The sequence below is a fragment of the Variovorax sp. 10N420 genome (assembly GCF_056394705.1).
Window position 1 is genome coordinate 277,539 of record NZ_JBFTIJ010000006.1, and the last position, 20,275, is coordinate 297,813.

At 65.1% G+C, this 20,275-nt stretch carries 15 protein-coding genes and 1 pseudogene; 9 read left to right on the top strand and 7 right to left on the bottom strand.

Translation table 11 applies throughout. The features are described 5' to 3' along the window. Positions 1 to 193: 193 nt before the first annotated feature. From AC1DEK_RS17705 to AC1DEK_RS17720, 4 genes and pseudogenes are all read right to left on the bottom strand, one after another. Positions 194 to 718: pseudogene (locus AC1DEK_RS17705) on the bottom strand (carboxymuconolactone decarboxylase family protein); the annotation flags it as partial. Next, positions 718 to 1,674 (bottom strand): Bug family tripartite tricarboxylate transporter substrate binding protein, encoded by a 957-nt coding sequence (locus AC1DEK_RS17710; protein ID WP_478126576.1) that lies wholly within the window; start codon positions 1,672 to 1,674, stop codon positions 718 to 720. The pseudogene AC1DEK_RS17705 and the gene AC1DEK_RS17710, both read right to left, overlap by 1 nt. Positions 1,675 to 1,692: 18 nt before the next feature. Then, entirely contained in the window at positions 1,693 to 2,562 is an 870-nt protein-coding gene (locus AC1DEK_RS17715; protein ID WP_478126577.1) for an amidohydrolase family protein, read from the bottom strand. 6 nt (positions 2,563 to 2,568) lie between these two features. Next, complete coding sequence (locus tag AC1DEK_RS17720) at positions 2,569 to 3,471, bottom strand: alpha/beta fold hydrolase (RefSeq protein ID WP_478126578.1); 903 nt, start codon at positions 3,469 to 3,471, stop codon at positions 2,569 to 2,571. Between the two features lie 99 nt (positions 3,472 to 3,570). Between AC1DEK_RS17720 and AC1DEK_RS17725 the strand changes: the two genes are divergently transcribed. The 6 genes from AC1DEK_RS17725 to AC1DEK_RS17750 all read left to right on the top strand — a co-directional run bounded on the left by AC1DEK_RS17725 (position 3,571) and on the right by AC1DEK_RS17750 (position 12,816). Continuing rightward, the gene (locus AC1DEK_RS17725) at positions 3,571 to 4,464 is read left to right on the top strand and encodes a LysR substrate-binding domain-containing protein (RefSeq protein ID WP_478126579.1); all 894 of its coding nucleotides are present in this window, start codon (positions 3,571 to 3,573) and stop codon (positions 4,462 to 4,464) included. Between the two features lie 81 nt (positions 4,465 to 4,545). Next, complete coding sequence (locus AC1DEK_RS17730; protein WP_478126580.1) at positions 4,546 to 6,426, top strand: ABC transporter ATP-binding protein; 1,881 nt, start codon at positions 4,546 to 4,548, stop codon at positions 6,424 to 6,426. Positions 6,427 to 6,769: 343 nt separating this feature from the next. Beyond that, the gene (locus tag AC1DEK_RS17735) at positions 6,770 to 8,143 is read left to right on the top strand and encodes a DUF2868 domain-containing protein (RefSeq protein ID WP_478126751.1); all 1,374 of its coding nucleotides are present in this window, start codon (positions 6,770 to 6,772) and stop codon (positions 8,141 to 8,143) included. Beyond that, positions 8,140 to 9,549, top strand: a complete 1,410-nt coding sequence (locus AC1DEK_RS17740) for a GTPase/DUF3482 domain-containing protein (protein ID WP_478126581.1) — start codon at positions 8,140 to 8,142, stop codon at positions 9,547 to 9,549. The genes AC1DEK_RS17735 and AC1DEK_RS17740 overlap by 4 nt, the downstream gene beginning before the upstream one ends. A 32-nt stretch (positions 9,550 to 9,581) precedes the next feature. Beyond that, a complete protein-coding gene (locus tag AC1DEK_RS17745) occupies positions 9,582 to 10,355 on the top strand; it encodes a glutamine amidotransferase (protein WP_478126582.1) in 774 nt (257 codons plus the stop codon). Between the two features lie 73 nt (positions 10,356 to 10,428). Then, positions 10,429 to 12,816, top strand: a complete 2,388-nt coding sequence (locus AC1DEK_RS17750) for an acylase (protein WP_478126583.1) — start codon at positions 10,429 to 10,431, stop codon at positions 12,814 to 12,816. 239 nt (positions 12,817 to 13,055) lie between these two features. Here the strand turns inward: AC1DEK_RS17750 and AC1DEK_RS17755 are convergent, their stop codons facing one another. Genes AC1DEK_RS17755 through AC1DEK_RS17765 form a run of 3 tightly spaced genes read right to left on the bottom strand, consistent with a single transcriptional unit; the run spans position 13,056 to position 16,955 of the window. Next, the gene (locus AC1DEK_RS17755) at positions 13,056 to 15,152 is read right to left on the bottom strand and encodes an acetate--CoA ligase family protein (RefSeq protein WP_478126584.1); all 2,097 of its coding nucleotides are present in this window, start codon (positions 15,150 to 15,152) and stop codon (positions 13,056 to 13,058) included. A gap of 5 nt (positions 15,153 to 15,157) precedes the next feature. Next, the gene (locus AC1DEK_RS17760; protein ID WP_478126585.1) at positions 15,158 to 15,964 is read right to left on the bottom strand and encodes an enoyl-CoA hydratase/isomerase family protein; all 807 of its coding nucleotides are present in this window, start codon (positions 15,962 to 15,964) and stop codon (positions 15,158 to 15,160) included. Between the two features lie 19 nt (positions 15,965 to 15,983). Then, on the bottom strand, positions 15,984 to 16,955 hold the full coding sequence (locus AC1DEK_RS17765; RefSeq protein WP_478126752.1) for a tripartite tricarboxylate transporter substrate binding protein: 972 nt from the start codon (positions 16,953 to 16,955) through the stop codon (positions 15,984 to 15,986). A gap of 123 nt (positions 16,956 to 17,078) precedes the next feature. Between AC1DEK_RS17765 and AC1DEK_RS17770 the strand changes: the two genes are divergently transcribed. The 3 genes from AC1DEK_RS17770 (at position 17,079) to AC1DEK_RS17780 (ending at position 20,274) form a co-directional block, all read left to right on the top strand. Further along, positions 17,079 to 17,885: an IclR family transcriptional regulator gene (locus AC1DEK_RS17770; RefSeq protein ID WP_478126586.1), complete on the top strand. Its 807-nt coding sequence runs from the start codon at positions 17,079 to 17,081 to the stop codon at positions 17,883 to 17,885. Between the two features lie 128 nt (positions 17,886 to 18,013). Next, positions 18,014 to 18,658: a CDP-alcohol phosphatidyltransferase family protein gene (locus AC1DEK_RS17775; RefSeq protein WP_478126587.1), complete on the top strand. Its 645-nt coding sequence runs from the start codon at positions 18,014 to 18,016 to the stop codon at positions 18,656 to 18,658. An 11-nt stretch (positions 18,659 to 18,669) separates the two neighbouring features. Beyond that, positions 18,670 to 20,274, top strand: a complete 1,605-nt coding sequence (locus AC1DEK_RS17780; protein WP_478126588.1) for a phospholipase D family protein — start codon at positions 18,670 to 18,672, stop codon at positions 20,272 to 20,274. Position 20,275 lies beyond the last annotated feature (1 nt).

Genomic DNA, 20,275 nt, shown 5'->3' on the forward strand with positions numbered 1-20,275 from the left:
ACGACGCGCCCTGAATGGATCGCAAAGAGGTCAGCCCAGTCGCGCTGGCGGGGGGCACGCCGACGCCGTACATCCGCGCCCACGTGCCGTCGGGACTCCACCAGATATCCGAGACGTCGATCCCGTCGACGTGGGTCAAGTCCGTCTTTGCGACGTCGCACGTCCATGAAACGTTCATGTCCTCTTCCGACCGATGCACGACATTCAGGGCAACGAGCAATCGCGACACCATGTTGTACGCAGCGACGGTCGCGACGACTTCGACGATGCCTCTGGGATCGAAGTGCTCGCCCAGGCGATCCATCAGCTTGCCCGGCACGGCGATGTCCCGTGTCATCGCATCGGCGAGTTCCAACACCAGGGTCTCAAGTGCCGAGAACTCCGTCGAAAGCGCCGTCTGGCGACAGGCCGCGATCTTGGCCGCGGAGATACCGGCGGCGCGGGCGTGGGGGATATGGGCGTCGAACTCGAACTGCGCACCGTTCAGCACGGCGACACGCAGGATCATCAACTCGCGCAGATCAGCCGCCACGCGGGTCTGGTTGCGCACGGCGGTAAGCATGCGTTCCCATCCGGAGGCGATAGGCTCGCTGTTGAGAAGCACTTGGTACAGCAACGAAATGCGGCCTCGTTCCGCCAAGATACGGCCTTCGAGTTCTGCGAGTTCGGGGCGCGTGCCTGGTTGAACCAGAGGGACACGAATTTGTTCGGTATTCATCATTCAGCCTTGATGTTCTTGGCCTGGATCATCCGGGTCCATTTCTCGGAATCACTCTTCACCAGCGCGGCAAGTTCTTGCGGCGACGACGCTGCCGGGTCTGCACCGATCAACAGCATCCGGTCCCGCACGGCGGGGGTGTTCAAGGTGTTGCGGACCGCGTTGTTGAGTGCCTCGATGACGGCAGGCGGTGTCTTCGCCGATACGAACATCCCGTACCAGTTGATCGTGTCTACGCCCTTGATGCCCTGTTCTTCCAGGGTCTTCACGTCGGGCAATGAAGGATGGCGTTCGTTCGACGCGATGCCAAGCGGCCTGAGAGTACCGCCCTTCACCTGATTGATGAGGCCGGCGACGTCACCAAAGAAGGCGCCTACCTGCCCGCCCATCAGGTCCGAGATTGCCGGTGCCGCGCCCTTGTACGGAACATGCAGGAACTTCACGCCAGTGCTGTCGGAGATCTGTTCGATGGCGAGATGAGGAATGCTGCCCACGCCGGACGAGGCGATTGCAACAGGCTGCTTGCTGGTCTTGGCATTGGCGACGAACTGCGCGGCATCTTTTGCGGGATTTGCGGAATTCACTACGAGCAGTTCGACGTTGTTCGCGACCAGTGACACGGGCGCAAAGTCACGCTTCATGTCATAGGGCAGCTTCTCGTAAAGAGACGGGTTGATCGCCGCAGCGCCAACGCTGGTCAGCCAGATCGTCGAACCATCGGGCTTGGAGCGCGCAACGTCCATCGCCCCGATGGCGCCGTTGGCTCCCGGTTTGTTGTCCACCAACACGGTTCCACCCAACTCTTTTCCCAGTTGCTCCGACAGCGCGCGTGCAACCACATCGACAGGCCCGCCGGCAGTGAAGGAAACCACGATCCGGGTGACCTTGGTTTGGGCCAGCGTGGTGGCGGTCGCAACGAGCATCATCAGCGCAAGGGCCGTGGATTTCAATTTCATGATTCGTCTCCGATCTTGTCATTCAAGTTCAATTCCGGCCTCCGGCGAGGTCACCAAAGCGGCAAAGCGGTACAGGCGCTGGGGGTTGTCGACCAGCAGCAGTTGCCGTTGAAAGGGCGTTGGGGCAATGTCGGCAATCAGATCGACCAGTTCCTCTTCGTCGGGAATCGGGCCTGCGTGATTCGGGTGTGGCCAGTCGTTGCCCCAGAGCACGCGATCACCGAATTCGCGGATCAGCGCGCTGGCGTATGGCTGCGCGTCCGCATAAGGAGGCCCCTCGCGGCTGATGCGGTCCATCCCGCTGACTTTGACCCAGATCCTCGGATCGTCCATCAGGCTCACAAGCGCTTCGAATGCGAGTTGGGAGGTGCCCAATCTTGCGTCGACACGGCCGAGGTGGTCGATGACAACCGGCACAGGGGATCGCTGCAGCTTCGGCGCCATTTCAGCCAACAGCATCGGGTCGCCATGGATTTGCAGATGCCAGCCAAGAGGCTCGAGGCGGGCCGCGAACTTCAATACGTCGTCAATCGGCGTACTGTGCCCCAAGTGATGCATGTAGTTGAATCGAACGCCCCGGAATCCCGCCGAATCGAGCCTCTGAAGCTCCACGTCCGACACGTCGGTCTGGAGCAGCGCGATGGCTCGATATGTCTCCGGGCGTGCGGCAACCGCCTCCGCGCTGACGCTGTTGTCGAAGCCGTGGCAAGCCGATTGCACGACCACGCAGCGCGACAATCCCAGCGTATCGTTGAGTTTGAAAAGCGCTTCTTTCGGTGCGTCTTTCGCCGGAATGAAAGCCGCACCTCGCGCATACGGGAACCGGTTGCGTGGACCGAACACGTGGCAATGTGCATTGCAGGCGCCGGGCGGAAGTAGAAGTTTCATGGCGCCTTACTGCCCGACGCCATACACCCTGCGCGCAAAGACCGAGATCGCGTTGGCCACCGCCTGCGGTTGTTCGGGAATGAGTGCGTGGCCTGCATCGGGAATGACGACGATGGACACGCGATCGCCCAGCATTGACTTCAAGACGTGCGAGAAACGACGCGGCGCGACTGTGTCGGCTCCGGCTTGCAGGTCCAGGATGGGCGCCGCACCGGCCGAGAAGTAGTCATCGACCGGGGTGGTGTTCCGGGCATGCGATTGGGCTTCATGGGTCTCGTGGTACCAACCATTGAGCCAGACCTTCGGGTCGTTGCCGGGTGCGAAAAATGCGGTTCGCAGGTATTCAAGCCTCTGGGCCTCCGGCAACGACAGGTCGCTGGAGCCATCAATGGCCTTGCGCATCTCCGGGCCGATCGGGAGTTCTTTCGATCCGGGCGGCACCTTGCCGGAGGAGCCCGCTGCGATGACAACGCCTTTCACCAGGTCTGGGCGATCCGCCGCCAACTGGCGCGCGGCGAAATTGCCCCAGGCATGCCCGACCACGACGACCGGGCCCTTTCCTTCGGCTTCGACGACCGCCGCGACATCGGCTGCAAAGTCATGGATGCTGAGGTTGTGCATCGGGCCACTACTCCGGCCAATACCTCGCGGCTCGGGCCTCAGCACCCTGAAGCCGTCGGCCGCCAGATGTGCTGCGACAACGTCGTAGTCGCGGCCCGATCGGCCGAGCGATGGCAGCATGACAATCAACGGACCCTGGCCTTGGGAGGTCACTTCGATTTGCACCGGTCCCTTGGTCACGATGCGTTGTTCGGCCTTTGCTGCGTCTGCCGCGATGGCGATGGCAGGCAGTCCAGCGCACAAGGCGAGGACGAAGGCGAGAAGTGTGCGAGAAGTGTTTTGTCTCATGATCCCTGCTTCTATGGTGTGGTTGGAGAGGATGGAGTGTGGCCTTCGGCGGGACAAAGCGATACGGCATTGCTTCGATACCAGCTATGCTTATCTTCTATGGATCTGCGCCAGCTCGAATACTTCGTCAACGTGATGGAGAACGGAAGTTTCAGTCGTGCCGCCGTCGTGCTGAATCTGGCTCAGCCGAGCTTGAGCCGGCAGGTCGCACTATTGGAAGCGGAGCTTGGTCAGCGCCTCCTGGTGCGAAATGGACGTGGCGTGACTGCCACGGAGGCCGGTGACGCGCTGCTGGTTCACGCGCGTGTGATGCTCAACGCCTCGCGCCGCGCGCGCGAGGAATTGCACGACATGGGGGAAAGTCCCAGCGGCAGGGTCATTGTCGGCCTGCCGCCACGCGTTGCGTATGGGTTGAGCGTCGCGTTGGTCCAGCGCTTTCGAGAACGCTTCCCGCGGGCGGTCATCACCGTACTTGAAGGGCTGAGCTCTTCACTGCACGAGTCGTTGATCGCGGGGCGGATGGACATGGCACTGCTGTTCGATCCACCATCCTCACCGCAACTCACCTATACGCAGCTGATGCGTGAGCGCCTCTTCCTGGTCGCGCCGCCGGGAAACAAGCTTCCCCCGCGCGTCAGGCTGTCCACCCTTGCAAACTACCCGATGGTCCTTCCGAGCGCGCCCAATGCGATCCGCAGCCTCGTGGAAGCCGTGCTGCTGCCCAGGCGCGTGGAGTTGCAAATCCTGGCGGAAGTTGGCGCCGTCAGTACGCTGCTGGCCTTGGTGGCCAGCGGCATCGGTTCTACGATCGTTCCCGAGAGTGCCATCACTGCGGGGGGGTACGGCGACAAACTTCCGCACGCACCGCTCGGTCCTCCGAGCATATGGAATGCCTTGACATTGGCGGAACCTATGGCCGGGCCGGCGACGAGACTGACGCGGGGGACCGCCCAACTGCTGAGGGAACTGGATTTCCGCCGTGTTGGCACGTGACGTCGCAGGTCTTTCGCGTCGCGGCCATACTCTGCCGCGGTGCTGCGCAGAATGCGTTTCGCTCACTGGAGACTGTTCGCCTTGTTCCGCTTCTTCGAAAAACTTCTACACCCCTATCCGACGCCCGAGCCCCGTCTGCCGCCGAACGGCCTGTTCCCTTTTCTGTGGGCCTGCACCGAAGGCCTGCGCGGAAAAATCGCAGCCATGGCGCTGCTGGTGGCGACCGTGTCGGCCTTCGAGGCGCTGCTCTTCGCGGTGCTTGGGCGCATCGTCGACTGGCTCGGCGGACAGGCGCCATCGCGCTTGTGGGAAGACCGCGGCACGACGCTGACCTGGTTCGGCCTTGCGATGCTTGCAAGCGTCGGCGTGGTCGCGCTGCAGACCATCGTCAAGCACCAGACGCTTGCGATCAACCTGCCGATGCGGCTGCGCTGGAACTTCCACCGCCTGATGCTCGGCCAGAGCATGGCCTTCTACCAGGATGAGTTTGCGGGCCGCATCACCGCGAAGGTCATGCAGACGGCGCTGGCCGTGCGCGACGCCATCTTCGTGCTGGCCGACATGCTGGTGGCGATGGGCGTCTACGTCGCGACCATGATCGTGCTCGCGGCGGTGCTCGACCGCCAGCTCATGCTGCCTTTCCTGGCCTGGCTGGTGCTGTATGCCGTGCAGTTGTTCTTCTTCGTGCCACGCCTGGGCAGCATCGGCAAGGCGCAGGCCGATGCGCGCGCCCTCATGACCGGCCGCGTGACCGATGCCTACACCAACATCGCGACCGTCAAGCTCTTCTCGCACACCCAGCGCGAGGCCGGCTTCGCGCGCGCGGCCATGAAGGAATTCATGGAAACCGGATACGGCCAGATGCGGCTCGTGAGTGCCTTCGAGATCACCAACCATGCGCTCAGCATGGGTCTGACCGCGGGCATGGCGGGCATGTCGCTGTGGCTGTGGTCGCAAGGCTCGGTCGGCATCGGCGCTGTGGCTGCGGCGACCGCGATGGCGCTGCGCCTGCAGGGCATGTCGCACTGGATGATGTGGGAGATGACCAGCCTGTTCGAGAACATCGGAACGGTGCAGGACGGCATGAAGACACTGTCGCGCCCACGCACCGTGGTCGATGCGCCGGACGCCGTCACGCTGCAGGTGCCGCGCGGCGAAGTCCGCTTCGAGCATGTGAGCTTTCGTTACGCCGACGGCGGCCGGCGCGTGATCGACAACCTCTCGCTGACGGTGGCCCCCGGCGAAAAGATCGGGCTCGTCGGCCGCTCAGGCGCCGGCAAGTCGACGCTGGTCAACCTGCTGCTGCGCTTTCATGACCTGGACGGCGGGCGCATTCTCATCGACGGCCAGGACATCGCCCACGTCACGCAGGACAGCCTTCGCGAGCACATCGGCATGGTGACACAGGACACGTCGCTGATGCACCGGTCGGTGGCCGACAACATCGCCTACGGCCGGCCCGATTCCAGCGATTCGGCCATCCGAGCCGCGGCAGCGCGTGCGGAGGCGCACGAGTTCATCCAGACGCTGGGCGACCCGAACGGCCGGCGCGGCTACGAAGCCCATGTCGGCGAACGGGGCGTGAAGCTCTCCGGCGGCCAGCGCCAGCGCGTCGCCATCGCGCGCGTGATGCTGAAGGACGCGCCGATCCTGCTGCTCGACGAGGCCACCAGCGCCCTCGACTCGGAGGTGGAAACCGCCATCCAGGCGAGCCTCTATCGCCTCATGGAAGGCAAGACGGTGATCGCTATTGCGCACCGCCTGTCGACCATCGCAGCCATGGACCGGCTGATCGTCGTCGACGAAGGCCGCGTGGTCGAGGAAGGCGATCACCGCACGCTGCTGGCGAAAGGCGGCCTCTATGCGCGCCTGTGGTCGCACCAGAGCGGCGGCTTCCTCGGGGACGGCAACGATGGCAGCGATGACGAGGACTACGCCGGCGCCGAGGCATCGACGGTCTGACCTGCGAGTCCTACAGTGGCCCGTGCCGCTCGCCGACATCGCAAAACCCACCCGCGGGCATTCTGGACGGGTCTTCAACACAGAGGAGTTTCCACCGTGAATTCCATCATTTACATCGTCGGTCTGGTCGTGGTCGTTGTCGCCGTGCTTTCGTTCTTCGGCCTCCGCTGAAGCCGCGCCCTCCTCATTCCTTCCGCCTGAAACCCCGCGCGCGGGGACGACGGGGCCGCGCTACGGCCCCTTTTTCGTGCCGCATCGACTGACTTGGCACGGGCATAATTTCGCGCACTCACCCGGTGCGCCGGCATTGCCCCGTATAGCTCAAAGGAAGTTGTTGAATTCAGTGGCGCATCACTCTTCGTTGCAGGACGCGGCGATCACCGAAGCGATCCAGTTGATCGAAGAGGCCGGCCCGCTCGACGACGCGCAGGCCCTGCGCGAAGCCTCCTTCCTTCGATCGGACAGCGCCGGACGCATTGCCGAACGCGCGCGCGTCCTGGGTCAGCGCATCGGCCTTCAACCCGAGATTTCCCGCGCCCGCGCATGGGCGCCGTGGGTGCTGCTCGGCCTGGTCGCGCTCATCGTCTTCGCCGGGCTGTCGCTCGCGGGCAACGTGCTGGACACCGGAGAGCGGCGCATCAACGTGGTGGTCGCGCTGGTCAGCCTCCTTGGGCTACACCTGGTCACACTGCTGTTCTGGCTCATCGGGCTTTTCTTGCCGCTGGGTTCATTCAGCGCCTCGTTCGGATGGCTCTGGCTGGCGCTCACGGCGCGTGTTGCCGGTGGGCGGCACGGGCAGGCGCCGGTGCTGCTGCGAGCCGTCACACGGTTGCTGACGCGGGCGCGGATGCTGCATTGGGCGCTCGGCTTCGTCAGTCACGCGATCTGGTCGCTGTCGTTCACGGTGGTGCTGGTGGCGATGCTCTTTGCGCTTTCGTTCCGCAACTACACGCTGGACTGGGAGACCACCATCCTGGACCCCGATTTTTTTGTGCAGGGCGTGCAATGGCTCGGGCAACTGCCGGCGCAATTGGGCTTTCCCGTGCCCGCCGCCGAAGTGGTGCGATCGCCCACGGCGGCGGCTTCGGGTCAACGCGAGCTCGCGCTGTGGCTCACGGGCTGTCTCATCGTCTACGGACTGCTGCCGCGCATGGTGTTCGCTGCGCTGAGTGCCGCAGTCTGCCGGGCGCGCAGCAAGGCTCTGCGGCCCGATCTGTCGCACCCTTATTACCGCAAGCTGCTTGCGCGCTTCGATGCGCTCGCGCCGCCGAGGATCGTCGATGCCGATCCCGGACCGCTGCCGCATCTCATGACGCAGAGCCTTCCGGCGGGCGACACCACCGCCGCGCTGATGGCCATCGGCTTCGAACTGCCGGACGAACTTCCGTGGCCGCCGGCCGCGCTCGAGATGCGCGACGCCACCGCAATGCGCATCGACGGGAGCGCCGACGCACGGCACCGGGTGCTCGATGCGCTCGCCCGCCTGCGGCCGCGACGCGTTCTCGTGGGTTGCCATGCGGCGTCGAGCCCCGACCGCGGCACCGAGCGCTTCTTGCGCGAAGTCATGGCATCGTGCGGCGATTGCCGGCTGTGGCTTTTCGGTGCCACCGTCGACGACGACGCTCGCCAGCGCTGGCACGCGTGGTTGGCCCATGCCGGGCTGGACACGCTCCGCGCGGGCGATGCGCTGGAGCCTTTGCTCCACGACTGGAAATGAGCTCCGGCACACCGATCCGCATCGCGGTGGTCGGCCACACCAACGCCGGCAAGACATCGCTGTTGCGCACGCTCACGCGGCGAGTGGATTTCGGCGCGGTGTCAGAGCGGCCGGGCACCACGCGGCATGTCGAAACCATCGATCTCATCGTCGACGGTGCTCCCGCGGTGCGCTTCTTCGACACGCCCGGCCTCGAAGACGCCGTCGCGTTGCGCGAGCATCTCCAGGCCTTCGACAAGGACCTGACTCCCCCGGATCGCATTCGCAGATTCCTGCAAGGCCCCGAAGCGCACGGTGTGTTCGAGCAGGAAGCCAAGGTGCTTCGCGCCCTGCTGGAGGTCGACGCCGCCTTTCTGGTGATCGATGCGCGCGAACCGGTGCTGCCGAAGTTTCGCGCCGAGATCGAGCTGTTGAATGCCTGCGCGCGGCCCGTGCTGCCGGTGTTGAACTTCGTGCGCCATCCCGCGAGTCGCGAAGCGGCCTGGCGCGAATTGCTCTCGGCGTACGGCTTGCACGTGGTGGTGCGTTTCGATGCGGCGGCGCCTTTCGTGGGATCGGAACGGGAGCTGTACCGCGATCTTTCGACGCTGCTGCGCGACCGGCGCGCCGCGCTCGACGGCGTCGCGGCATCGCTCGAAGCGGAGTTCGCGCAGCGCCGTGAGGCCGCGTCCGGGCGCATCGCTGAACTGCTGGTCGATGCGACCGCCATGAGGCGCACCGCCACGGCGGCCGATTTTGCCGACGAGCGCGGCCGCAAGCGCCTGATCGCCGATCTGCAGAAGTCGCTCTTCGACAAGGCCCAGCGTTGCGCCGACGACTTGCTCGGGCTGTACGGATTTCGCGAAGGCGATGCCGACGAGGCGTCGCTGCCGCTGCTGGAGGGCCGCTGGACGATGGACTTCTTCCATCCCGAGGCGCTGAAGGATGCCGGCATCCTGCTCGGCAAGGGCGTGGCTGTCGGGGCGGCCGTGGGCGTGGTTGCCGACATTGCGCTCGCGGGGCTTTCGCTCGGCACAGGCGCTGCGCTCGGGGGTGCGATCGGCGGCGCGATGTCGCAAGGCTGGGGGCCGATGGGCCGCAAGCTCGTCAACAAACTGCGCGACGTGCATGAGCTCACGGTGGAAGATCGCGTGCTCTTCGTGCTCATGGGATGGCAACTCAGGTTGTTGGGTGCGCTTGAACATCGCGGCCATGCGGCCGTCCAGAGGATCGCGACGAGCACCGCGAACGCGACCGACCAACGCGCGCTCGTTGACGTGGTTCGCGCGGCGCAGCCCGCACGCAGCCATCCGGACTGGGAGACCGGCGTCCGGCTTCGATGGCGCGATGCGCCTCAGCGGCAGGATCTCGTGGCAGAGGTGGCTCGCCGTATCGGCGCCACGATCGCGGCCGGCGACCCCGGTTGAACGAGCCCACGCTGCTGCGGCATGATCGCGAAATGGAAAACCTCTCCCCCCGTCCCCTGGCCATCATCAAGGCGGGCGACACGCTGGATGCGCTGCGCGATCGACATGGCGATTTCGAGCACTGGATCGCCGCAGGGCTCGGCGACACTTCGCTGCCTGTGATGGTGTTGGACCCGCGTCGTGGCGACATGCTGCCGTCCCCCGCTTCAATCTCGGGCGCTATCGTGACCGGCTCGCACGCGATGGTTTCGCACCGCGAGCCGTGGAGCGAAACAACGGGCGCATGGCTTGCGCAACTGGTGGCGCACGGCACACCGGTGTTGGGCATCTGCTTTGGCCATCAATTGCTGGCGGACGCCCTCGGCGGTGAGGCTGGCGATCATCCGGCAGGCTTGGAGCTCGGCACGGTGGAGGTCGAACTGCGGCCCGAGGCTGCCGACGATCCTCTTGTGCGCGATCTGCCGAGGCGCTTCGATGCGCACGTGGTTCACCGGCAGAGCGCATTGCGGCTTCCGGATGGCGCGGTGCGATTGGCGGGCAACGAGTTCGAGCCGACGCAGGCGTTCCGCGTCGGCAAGAACGCATGGGGCGTGCAGTTCCACCCGGAGTTCGACGACGATGCGATGCGCGGCTATGTCGATCACTTTGCCGAGTCGCTGCGTGCCGAGGGCGTTGATGCGGCGGCATTGCGCGAACGCGTGAAGCCGACTGCATCGGCGTCGGGTCTGCTTGCCCGCTTCGCGCAAATCGCCGAGGCGCATGACGCCCCATCGGCTGGCACCTTGGCGACTGCGATTCAGGGTTAGCCCGCATCGCCTTCGCGGGCAGGGGCACCTTGTAATCAACGGCTCGTCCCTTTTCTCTTCGAAAGCCTTGTTCATGACATTGACCCCCACGCGATTCGCGTTCGGCGCCGTCGCATTGGCCGCCCTCCTCGCGGGCTGCGCCAGCACACCCGCTCCAGGCACGCGCAGCGTGACCATCGAGCGGACCACCTACGGCATTGCGCACATCACCGCACCGGACTTCGAAGGCGTCTCGTACGGCGTCGGCTACGCCCATGCGCAGGACAACGTCTGCCAGACGGCCGAGCATCTGCTCACGGTGCGGGGCGAGCGCGCGCAGTTCCTCGGACCGCAGGGCATGGGCGAACTGGGCCTCGGGCGCATGCCGAATGCGCAGATCGACCTCTTCGTGCGCGCGCACATGGACGACGCCGCACTCGCGCGCGCCGCGGCCGACCTGAGCCCTGAAGTGCGGGCATCGTTGCGCGGCTATGTGGCGGGCTACAACCGGTATTTGCAGGACACGGGTCCGAACGGCCTGCCCGAAGCGTGCCGTGGCAAGCCTTGGGTACGACCGATGACGATGGCCGACCTCGCGCGGGCCACCGAGATGTCGATGATCCAGGGCGGCATCGGTGCATTGGCCGGCGCGGAGCTGGCCGCGGCGCCGCCAGCCGCGGGCGCGAAGACTTCGTCGGTGGCGGTCGATCTGCAAGAGGCGGTGGCTGAAATCTCGCGCCACAGTTTCAATGCGAATCCTGAAGGGGGCGAACTCGGCTCCAATGGCTGGGCCTTCGGGCGCAATGCCACGCCGGATGGGCGCGGGCTGGTGCTCGGCAACCCGCACTTTCCGTGGGTGGGCACGAACCGGTTCTGGCAGATGCATCTCACGATTCCGGGGCAGCTCGACGTGATGGGTGCGACGGGTGGCCTGAGCCCAGTGGTGGCAATCGGATTCAACAAGGACGTGGCATGGACGCACACGGTGTCGACGGGCAAGCGCTTCACGCTGTATGAGCTGAAGCTCGACCCGAGCGATCCGACGGTCTACATCGTCGATGGGAAGCCGCGCAAGATGATTGCGAAGACTGTCACGCTGCCGGCATCCTCGGCGGAGGCAGGCAAGGCGCCGGCGCAGAAGACGTTCTACAGCACCGAATGGGGGCCGGTGATTTCGCTACCGCGTGCGGGGCTCGACTGGACTGCGACGAAGGCTTATGCGATTCGTGATGTGAACACGCTGAATACGCGGTCGGCGCAGAGCTGGATCAAGATGGCGCAAGCTCACAACGTCGCAGAATTGCGTGCGGCGATGGGCAATCAGGGGATGCCGTGGATCAATACGATTGCGGCGGATCGCGATGGCAATGCGATGTACGCGGACCTTTCGGTGGTGCCCGATGTCTCGGCGGAGATGCTGAAGACGTGCGCGCCCTCGCCTGCTGCTGCGGCACTCTTGAATGCGGCAGGTTTGCCGGTGCTCGATGGTTCGCGTTCGGCTTGCGCATGGAATCGCGACACTGCAGCTGCGATGCCGGGCGCGATTCCGCCGGCGCGGATGCCTGTGGTGGTGACGCCGGACTGGGTACAAAACAGCAATGACAGCTTTTGGCTGAGCAATCCGCACATTGCGCCGATGGCGGGTGTTTCCCCGTTGGTAGGCTTCATCGGAACGCCGCAGCGGTTGCGCACGCGCAGCGGGATCATGGAGATTGAAGGCCGGCTTGCGGGCAACGATGGGTTGAGCGGCAACAAGATGGGCGCGCAAGATTTGCGCACTGTGATCTTCCGCGACAAAAACCTGGCGGGCATGCTGGTGATGGACGATCTGGTTGCGGCATGCTCTGCGAATGCTTCGGCACTGACGCAAGATCAAAAGCTGGGCTGCCGGGTGTTGGCGTCGTGGGACCGCACGAGCAACAGTGCTTCGAAGGGCGCACCGCTCTTCCGTGAGTTCTGGCGCAAGACGAAGGACATCCCGAAGGTGTGGCGCGTGCCTTTCGATGCTGCCCGTCCGGTGGTGACGCCAGCGGGGCTCGATATGGCAACGCCTGCGACGCGTGATGCTGTGTTCAAGTCGCTCGGGGATGCTGTGGGTGTGGTTCGCACTGCAGGCTTCGCGGCTGATGTGCCGCTGGCGGAGGTGCAGACGCGCACGGTGCGCGGGCAGAAAATTACTATTCCTGGGGGCGATGAGTTCGAAGGGGTGCTCAATAAGGTGGAGAGTCAGGGGCAGTCTTATATCGACCCGAAGGGGTACAACATCAATTACGGCAGCAGCTATATCCAGACCGTGACGTTTGATGAACGTGGGCCTGTGGCGCAAGGGTTGCTGACTTATGGGCAGAGTACGGATCCTGCTTCGCCTTATTACTACGATCAGTTGGCGCTGTTCTCTGCCAAGAAGTGGAATCCGTTGCCGTTTCATCGGGCTGATGTGCAGGCGCAGCTTGTGGGGGGGCCGTTGCGGTTGGCTTATTGAAGGCTGTTCGTTGTCGTTGGTGGGGCCGCCCGGTATGCGGTGCGGCTGTGGGCGACCCCGCTGCGCCGGCCCTTCGGGCTTCCCTGCAGTGCTCGACTCAGGCGGGGGCCGCGTGAAACTCGCTTCGCTCAGACACACGCAGCCCTGATCCGCCTGAGTCTCCGCGCTTCGGCGGCGCAGAAGGGTCGCCCACAGCCGCACCGCATACCGGGCTCTGTCGTTGTTCTACGAGGGTGCTCTTAGGCTAGGACTACTACTGCGTCGGCTGCGCTTACGCCTGAGCCCTGCGGGAGCACGAAGAGGGGGTTGATTTCGGCTTCTATCAGGCGTTCGCCTAGCTTTGCAGCCATGCGGGAGAAAGCGACTATGGCCTCTACCAGTGCTGGGACGTCGGCTTTGGGGCGTCCTCTGAAGCCGTCCAGTAACGGCCATGTTTTGAGTTCACGGGCCATGTCCAAGGCTTCGCTGCTGCTCAGGGCTCCTTCTGGGGGGAGCAGGCGAATGGTGGTGTCCTTGAACAATTCGGCGGTGACTCCTCCCATGCCCAGCAGGATGGCCGTGCCCAGTGGGTCGCGGTGCATGCCCAGGATCAGTTCGATGCCGCCGGTGACCATTTCCTGAACCAGAAAACGCTTGGGGCGCGCGCCTGTGTTTCGCTCCACTTCATCGGCCATGGCCTGGAGGCGCGATGCGATCTCTGCGGGCTCTACGTTGACTGCGACGCCGCCTACATCGCTCTTGTGGGTGATTTCGCTGGAGAGGATTTTGAGGACCACACGGCCGCTCAGTTCGCGCGCGGCGCGTTCGGCGGCTGCGCCGTTTTCAACGACCGTTTCTCTTGCGCAAGGGACGCCGAAGCTTGCGAACAGTTGTTTGGCCTGCGCCTCATCCAGTGAGCCCGTGGGGAGGTCTTGCGTCGGCGCGTGAACGGATGCGCGCGGCGGCTCGATGCCTGGCGGGGACCATTGGCTTGCCTGGAGCATGCCGGCGAGCGCTGCCGCACAACTCTCCGCGGAAACGAATGCGGGGACGCCGCGTTGCGTGAGCAAGGTGGCGGCTTCGGGCGCGTGGGGGCTGACGTAGGCGAGCACGGGCTTGTCGGACTGTGCAAGGCCGCCTTCGATGGCGCCGGCCATCAGTTCGGGTCTGCCGACGCCGGACGAGCCGACGATGATGACCAAGGCGTCGTAGGTGGGACTGGACAGTAGCGCCTTGATGGCGCCGCGCAGCAGGTCGGGTTGCAGGCCGGCCAGGGTGACGTCGATGGGGTTGCGGTCGAGGGCGGCGTGGTCGCCGGTTTGCAGGGCGCGCAAGGCCGACGCTGTTGCTTCGTCGGGGGCGGGGGTCTCGAAGCCGCAGACGCCGAGGCTGTCGGACACGAGGGTGCCTGCGCCGCCTGTGGAGGTGAGGACGGCAACGCGTTTGCCGCGCAGGGTGCGTCGTGTGGCGAGAGCCGCCGGCACGTCGAGCAGGTCGCCGAATGTCTGCGCGCGGATGACGCCGGTTTGCTTGAACAAGGCGTCGTACATGCGGTCCGCGCCTGCGAGCGCACCTGTGTGCGACACGGCGGCCTGGGCGCCGGCTTCGGAGCGTCCGATCTTGAAGGCGACGATGGGCTTGCCTGCGCGTGCGGCCCGGAGGGCGGCAGTGCGGAATTTCTGCGGGTGGCGGATTGCTTCGATGTACAGGGCGATGACTTGCGTTGCGGGGTCGTCGACGAGGGCATCGACGAAGTCGGCGAGTTCGAGATCGACCTCGTTGCTGGTGGAGATCAGCTTCGAGAGACCGATGCCTCTGGCAGCAGCACGCGACAAGAGCGCACCGAGGATGCCGCCGCTTTGCGACACCACGCCGATGGCGCCTGCGTGGAAGTGGTCCATCTCCAGCGCACCACTGGCGGAGAGCACGATGTCGTCGGTCAGGTTGACCAAGCCGATGGTGTTGGGGCCGAGGATGCGCATGGTTCCTGCGGCTTCGAGCAACTGCTGTTGCCGGCGCGCGCCTTCGTCGCCGGTTTCCGTGTAGCCGCTTGCCAGCACGATGGCTGCGGCGGCGCCGCGTTCGGCAAGCTCGCGAACGGCGATGTGGGCGCGCTCGGCGCCGAGCAGGACGATGCCGACGTCGGGGACTTCGGGCAGCGACGCGATGTCGCGGTAGCAGGGCAAGTCGCCGATGCGCTCGAGCTTCGGGTTCACCGGAAAGACCTTGCCGGCAAAGCCGTGCTTCAGGAGGTACGACACGGGGCGGCCAGCGGTCTTCGCGGGGTCGCCCGATGCGCCGATGACGGCGACGCTTCGCGGCTGGAGCAATCTGGACAGAGCAAAGAGAGCTTCCATGGCCATCAGCCCTTGGTGGTGCCGGCGGCGTTGGAGGACTTGGCGAGAAAGGCCTGGACCGATTCACGGTGCTCGGTGCTGGTGTAGCAAATGCCTTGCGCCTGGCTGCCTTGGGCGAAGACCTGCTGGGCCGGCAGTTCGAAGGTCTGATTCAGGATGGTCTTCGACAGTGCGAGGGCGGTCGCGGAGCCTTGGCTCAGTTCGGCAGCCCAGGCCTGGGCATCGGCGAGGAGCCGGTCGGCCGTGGTCTTGCGATCGACGATGCCCAGCGCGAGCGCTTCATCGACTTCAACCTTGCGCCCCGTGAAGATCAGTTCCTTGGCCTTGGGCAAACCGACGCGGCGCGGGAGGAAATACATGCCGCCGCCATCAGGAATGATGCCGCGGTGGATGTAAGACCAACTGAAGGTGCCCCACTCGCTCGCGATGATGAAGTCGCATGCGAGCGCGGTGTCGGCGCCGAGGCCCGATGCAGCGCCATTGACTGCGGCGATCACCGGCTTGGGCATGGTGTGCAGCAGGGCTTGGGTGTGATGCACGCGCTGCTGCCGGTGCCAGCCGTTGAATGCGACCTCGCCGGCGGGCGCGTTCATGCGGCGCTCCATGCCCGCGATGTCGCCACCGGCGCAGAAGCCTTTGCCGGCGCCGGTGAGCACCAGGGCTCGAATGCGCTTGTCGGCGGCGACGCGCTCCAGTGCGTGAATGAATTCGGTACGCAGTTCATCGCTCATCGCATTGCGCTTTTCCGGGCGGTTGAAGGTCAGCGTAGCGATGCCGCGCTCTACCTGGAGTTGGATCAGGGCGTAGTCCATGGGAGTCATCCTTCTTCGCTCAGTCGATCTTGACGTTGTTTTCCTTGACGATCCGCGACCAGCGTTTGGTCTCGCCGTTCACAAAATCGCCGAGCTCGGCCGGAGCGCCGGCACTCACGGTGAGGCCTTCGGGTTCGAGCATCTTGCGAAACTCGGCGCTCTCGGTGGCCTTCTTCGCCGCTTCGTTGAGCTTGCCGATCACGTCGGCGGGCGTGGCCGCCGGGACGAACAGGCCATACCAGCTCTCGACGGCGTAGCCTGGAATGGTCTCCGCGATGGCTGGCACGTCCTTCAGGGCCGCCGCGCGACGTGGCGACGTGACGCCGATGGCGCGCAGCTTGCCGCCTGCAACCTGGGATGAGGCCGCTGCCGCGGTGGCGAACATCATGTCGACCTGACCGCCCAGCAGATCGGTCAGCGCGGGGCCGGCGCCTTTGTAGGGCACGTGCGTCATCTGCACCTTGGCGAGGTTCGTGAACATCTCGCCTGCCAGATGCGCCGAAGTGCCATTGCCTTGCGATGCGTAGGTGAGCTTGCCGGGATTGGAGCGCGCGGCTGCGACCACGTCCGCCACTGATTTGTAGGGACTGTCCGCGCGCACCACGAGGACGTTCGGGCCCCGGGCCAGCAGGATCACCGGAGCGAATGCCTTCTGCGTGTCATAGGGGAGCTTGGCCATCAGGCTCGGGTTCACCGCATGTGCAAAGGTCGACACCAGCACGGTGTAGCCGTCAGGGGCGCTCTTTGCCACCGCATCGCTGCCGATGATGGTGCCTGCGCCGGGCTTGTTGTCGACGATGACCGACTGGCCCAGTGCCTTGGTCATCCCCACTCCCAGTGCGCGTGCAATGGCATCGGTGCCGCCGCCGGGCGCGAAAGGGACGACCAGCTTCACGGGCCTGTCGGGGAAGGCGGCGACTGCCGCGGAGGCTGCCAGCGCGGTCGCGGCCAGGCAGCCGGCGAGACGGCACAGAAAGGAACGGAAGAGCATGGTCATCGGGTTGTCTCCTGCAATGCGGGCAAATGAACGGGACGGGAGTAGCTTAGGAAGCCTTGCTCCGTTTGACATCCCCGCAATTCCATTCAGTGGAATTCACTAAACTTCGCCGCACACATGAATTCGCCGACAAACGCGCACACGCTGGGGGCCACGAAGCCCGGCACATCCCCCGCGAACAGGTCTCTGGAGCGGGGTATCGAGATCCTGCGGTCGTTCCGCCCCGGCTCCGAGCTCCTGGGCAATGCCGAGATCGCCGAGCGCACCGGCCTTTCGCGCGCCACGGTAAGTCGTCTCACGCAAACGCTGGTCGGGTCGGGATATCTGCAGGTGGAACCGCGCACCAGGGCCTACCGGCTGGCGCCTCCGGTGTTGAGCCTCGCGCATGCGATGCGCAGTGGTTCGACCGTGCTCGCCATCGCGGCGCCGCACATGCGCGATGCCGCGCAGCAGCATCGGGTCAACGTCGGCCTGGCCGCTCCCGACCGCGACGAAATGGTCTACCTCGAATCGATCCGCTACAACCGCAGGCCGTCCCTGCGCAAGGTCGTGTCGGGCCAGCGCGTGCCGATGGAGTTGACCTCGCTCGGTCGCGCCTATCTCGCGAGCGCGCCGCAGGAGCAGCGCAAGCTGTTGCTCGCCTATTTCCGCCGGGTGCGCCGCGCGCAATGGGCCGAACTGGGGACAGCGCTCGCGGCGGCCATTCGCAGCGTGGCGCAAGAAGGCTACTGCGCAGCGGCGTGGCAGCCCGAAGTCGTCGCGGTTGCCACGCCGCTGATGTTCAGGGGCTCGCCCTATGCGTTGAACATGAGCGTGTCGACCGCAGAGCCCTTTGCTGCCGTCGTGCACGAACTCGCACCGACGCTGCTCGCGCTGAGAACGCGCATCCAGCACGAGTTGGACGTCGCAACGGATGAATGGTGAAAAGAATGGTGAAAGCGCGCCCAAAGGCGGCCGCCCGCGAGATGGCGCCCGGGCTGACCCACTTCGGGCCCGGGATGCGCTAAGGTGTGGGCGAAAAGTTCGCCCAAGGACCCTCAAGGACCCCCAGAATGGCCACATCCGCCTCCGCCCAGCGCCCGCCCCGCAAGCATTTCTCGATGATCCGGGGCTTTCATCTGGCCGACTTCTTCACGCTCGGCAATGCGGCCTGCGGTGTCGGCGCGATTTTCCTTGCGATGGCCTATATCGCGAGCCGGTCTGTCGAGCACTTCTTCTGGGCTGCAGCGCTCGCACCCGCTGCCTTCATCTTCGACGTGTTCGACGGCCGCATCGCGCGCTGGCGGCAGACGCACTCGGCACTCGGGCGCGAACTCGACTCGCTGGCCGACATCATCTCCTTCGGGGTGCTGCCTGCCGCCCTCGCCTTCGCGGCGGGACTCAATGGCGGCTGGGACTGCGTCATCCTCATCTATTTCGTGTGCTGCGGCGTCAGCCGGCTCGCACGCTACAACGTCACCGCCGAAGCGCTCTCCGAAGGCGCCGACAAGGTCAAGTACTTCGAAGGAACGCCCATCCCGACCAGTGTCGTGCTTGTCGGCGTGCTGGCACTCGCGGCCTGGCAGGGACGCATCGGCGAGGCGATCTGGGGCGGCGCCTGGACGCTCGGCCCCTGGGTGCTGCATCCGTTGAGCCTGCTGTTTGCGCTTTCCGGCACGCTGATGATCAGCAAGACCTTGCGCATCCCCAAGCTCTGAGCATCGAGCCCATGATTGCCCCACGTGTATTCGTCGCCTTAGCCCTCGCCCTTCTCATCACCGGATGCGCCAGCCTGCCGGGCCATGTCGAGCGAACGCCGTCCACCGCCATTACCCAGACGGCCGACACCCGGCTCGGCAAGGACGTGCTTCCGCTCGTCGCGGCCCATCCGGGCAAGTCCGGCATCCATCCGCTCTCGAATGCGGAGGACGCCTTTGCCGCGCGCATCGTCCTGGCACGGCTTGCCGAGCGAAGCCTCGATCTGCAGTACTACATCTGGCATGCCGACACCACGGGCCAACTGCTCTGGGAAGCCGTCTGGCAAGCAGCAGAGCGCGGCGTGCGCGTGCGCCTGCTGCTCGACGACGCCAACACCGGCGGGCTCGACCCCACGCTCGCCGCGCTGGATGCGCATCCCAATATCGAGGTCCGCCTGTTCAATCCCTTCGCGAATCGCGGCTTCAGGGTCGGCGACTTTGCGCTCGATTTCTCGCGCGTCAACCGGCGGATGCACAACAAGTCATACACCGCCGACAACATGGCCACGATCGTCGGCGGCCGCAACGTGGGCGACGAGTACTACGGCGCCAACATGGAAGTCGGTTTCCAGGATCTGGACGTCCTGGCGATCGGACCGGTCGTGAGCGAAGTGTCCAACCAGTTCGACCTGTTCTGGAACAGCGCATCGGCCTACCCGGCTTCGAGCCTGATGGCGCCCGCTCCGGCCGGAAGCGCAGCAACCCTGCGCGCCGGCTGGGACAAGGTACGCCAGAACCCCGAGGCGATTCGCTACGCCGAATCGGTGCGGCAGACGCCGCTGATGCGCGAGCTGGCCGAGCATCAGCTCAGCTTCGGATGGACGGCGGCGCACGTCATCCATGACGACCCTGAGAAGGTGCTCCAACCCACCACGCGCACCGATCTCCAGATGGCCCCGGCGCTGCGGGAGTTGTTCGGCAATCCGAAGCGCGAGATCGACCTGGTGTCGCCTTACTTCGTGCCCGGCAAGGAAGGGACGAAGGTGCTGAGCACCATGGCCGAGAACGGCGTGAAGGTGCGCATCCTGACCAACTCGCTGTCCGCAACCGATGTCAGCCCGGTGCATGCCGGCTACTCCAAGTACCGCAAGGAACTGCTCAAGAGCGGCGCGGTGCTCTACGAATTGAAGCCTGGTGCGGCCGTGCCTCCACCGGACAAGAGCGGCAAGAACGCCGCCGGCGGCAGCGGCGACCGGGAGCGCGGCTTTCCGGGCAGCGGCGGCAGCGGCAGCGGCGGAAGTTCCGCATCGAGCCTGCACGCCAAGACCTTCGCCGTGGACCGCGAACGCATCTTCGTCGGTTCATTCAATCTCGACCCTCGCTCTTCGCGCCTCAACACCGAGATGGGCGTGGTCATCGACAGTCCCGAATTCGCCGGGATGCTCACCAATCAGTTCGAAACGGTCATTCCGTCGAAGGCCTATGAAGTGCGCCTTCAGCCGGACGGCGAGAAAATCGAATGGATCGACAACGACCCCGAAGGCAAGGCCACGCTCACCACCGAACCAGGCTCGGACGCCCTCCAGCGTCTCTGGATCGACTTCCTCGAAATTCTTCCTATTGAATGGCTTCTTTGAG

What these genes read in the sequence shown, in the direction of transcription:
- AC1DEK_RS17740 (WP_478126581.1), top strand. Translation starts at nt 8,140, where the DNA reads ATGAGCTCCGGCACACCGATCCGCATCGCGGTGGTCGGCCACACCAAC.
- AC1DEK_RS17750 (WP_478126583.1), top strand. Translation starts at nt 10,429, where the DNA reads ATGACATTGACCCCCACGCGATTCGCGTTCGGCGCCGTCGCATTGGCC.
- AC1DEK_RS17715 (WP_478126577.1), bottom strand. Translation starts at nt 2,562, where the DNA reads ATGAAACTTCTACTTCCGCCCGGCGCCTGCAATGCACATTGCCACGTG.
- AC1DEK_RS17755 (WP_478126584.1), bottom strand. Translation starts at nt 15,152, where the DNA reads ATGGAAGCTCTCTTTGCTCTGTCCAGATTGCTCCAGCCGCGAAGCGTC.
- AC1DEK_RS17765 (WP_478126752.1), bottom strand. Translation starts at nt 16,955, where the DNA reads ATGCTCTTCCGTTCCTTTCTGTGCCGTCTCGCCGGCTGCCTGGCCGCG.
- AC1DEK_RS17775 (WP_478126587.1), top strand. Translation starts at nt 18,014, where the DNA reads ATGGCCACATCCGCCTCCGCCCAGCGCCCGCCCCGCAAGCATTTCTCG.
- AC1DEK_RS17760 (WP_478126585.1), bottom strand. Translation starts at nt 15,964, where the DNA reads ATGGACTACGCCCTGATCCAACTCCAGGTAGAGCGCGGCATCGCTACG.
- AC1DEK_RS17780 (WP_478126588.1), top strand. Translation starts at nt 18,670, where the DNA reads ATGATTGCCCCACGTGTATTCGTCGCCTTAGCCCTCGCCCTTCTCATC.
- AC1DEK_RS17720 (WP_478126578.1), bottom strand. Translation starts at nt 3,471, where the DNA reads ATGAGACAAAACACTTCTCGCACACTTCTCGCCTTCGTCCTCGCCTTG.
- AC1DEK_RS17745 (WP_478126582.1), top strand. Translation starts at nt 9,582, where the DNA reads ATGGAAAACCTCTCCCCCCGTCCCCTGGCCATCATCAAGGCGGGCGAC.
- AC1DEK_RS17725 (WP_478126579.1), top strand. Translation starts at nt 3,571, where the DNA reads ATGGATCTGCGCCAGCTCGAATACTTCGTCAACGTGATGGAGAACGGA.
- AC1DEK_RS17710 (WP_478126576.1), bottom strand. Translation starts at nt 1,674, where the DNA reads ATGAAATTGAAATCCACGGCCCTTGCGCTGATGATGCTCGTTGCGACC.
- AC1DEK_RS17770 (WP_478126586.1), top strand. Translation starts at nt 17,079, where the DNA reads ATGAATTCGCCGACAAACGCGCACACGCTGGGGGCCACGAAGCCCGGC.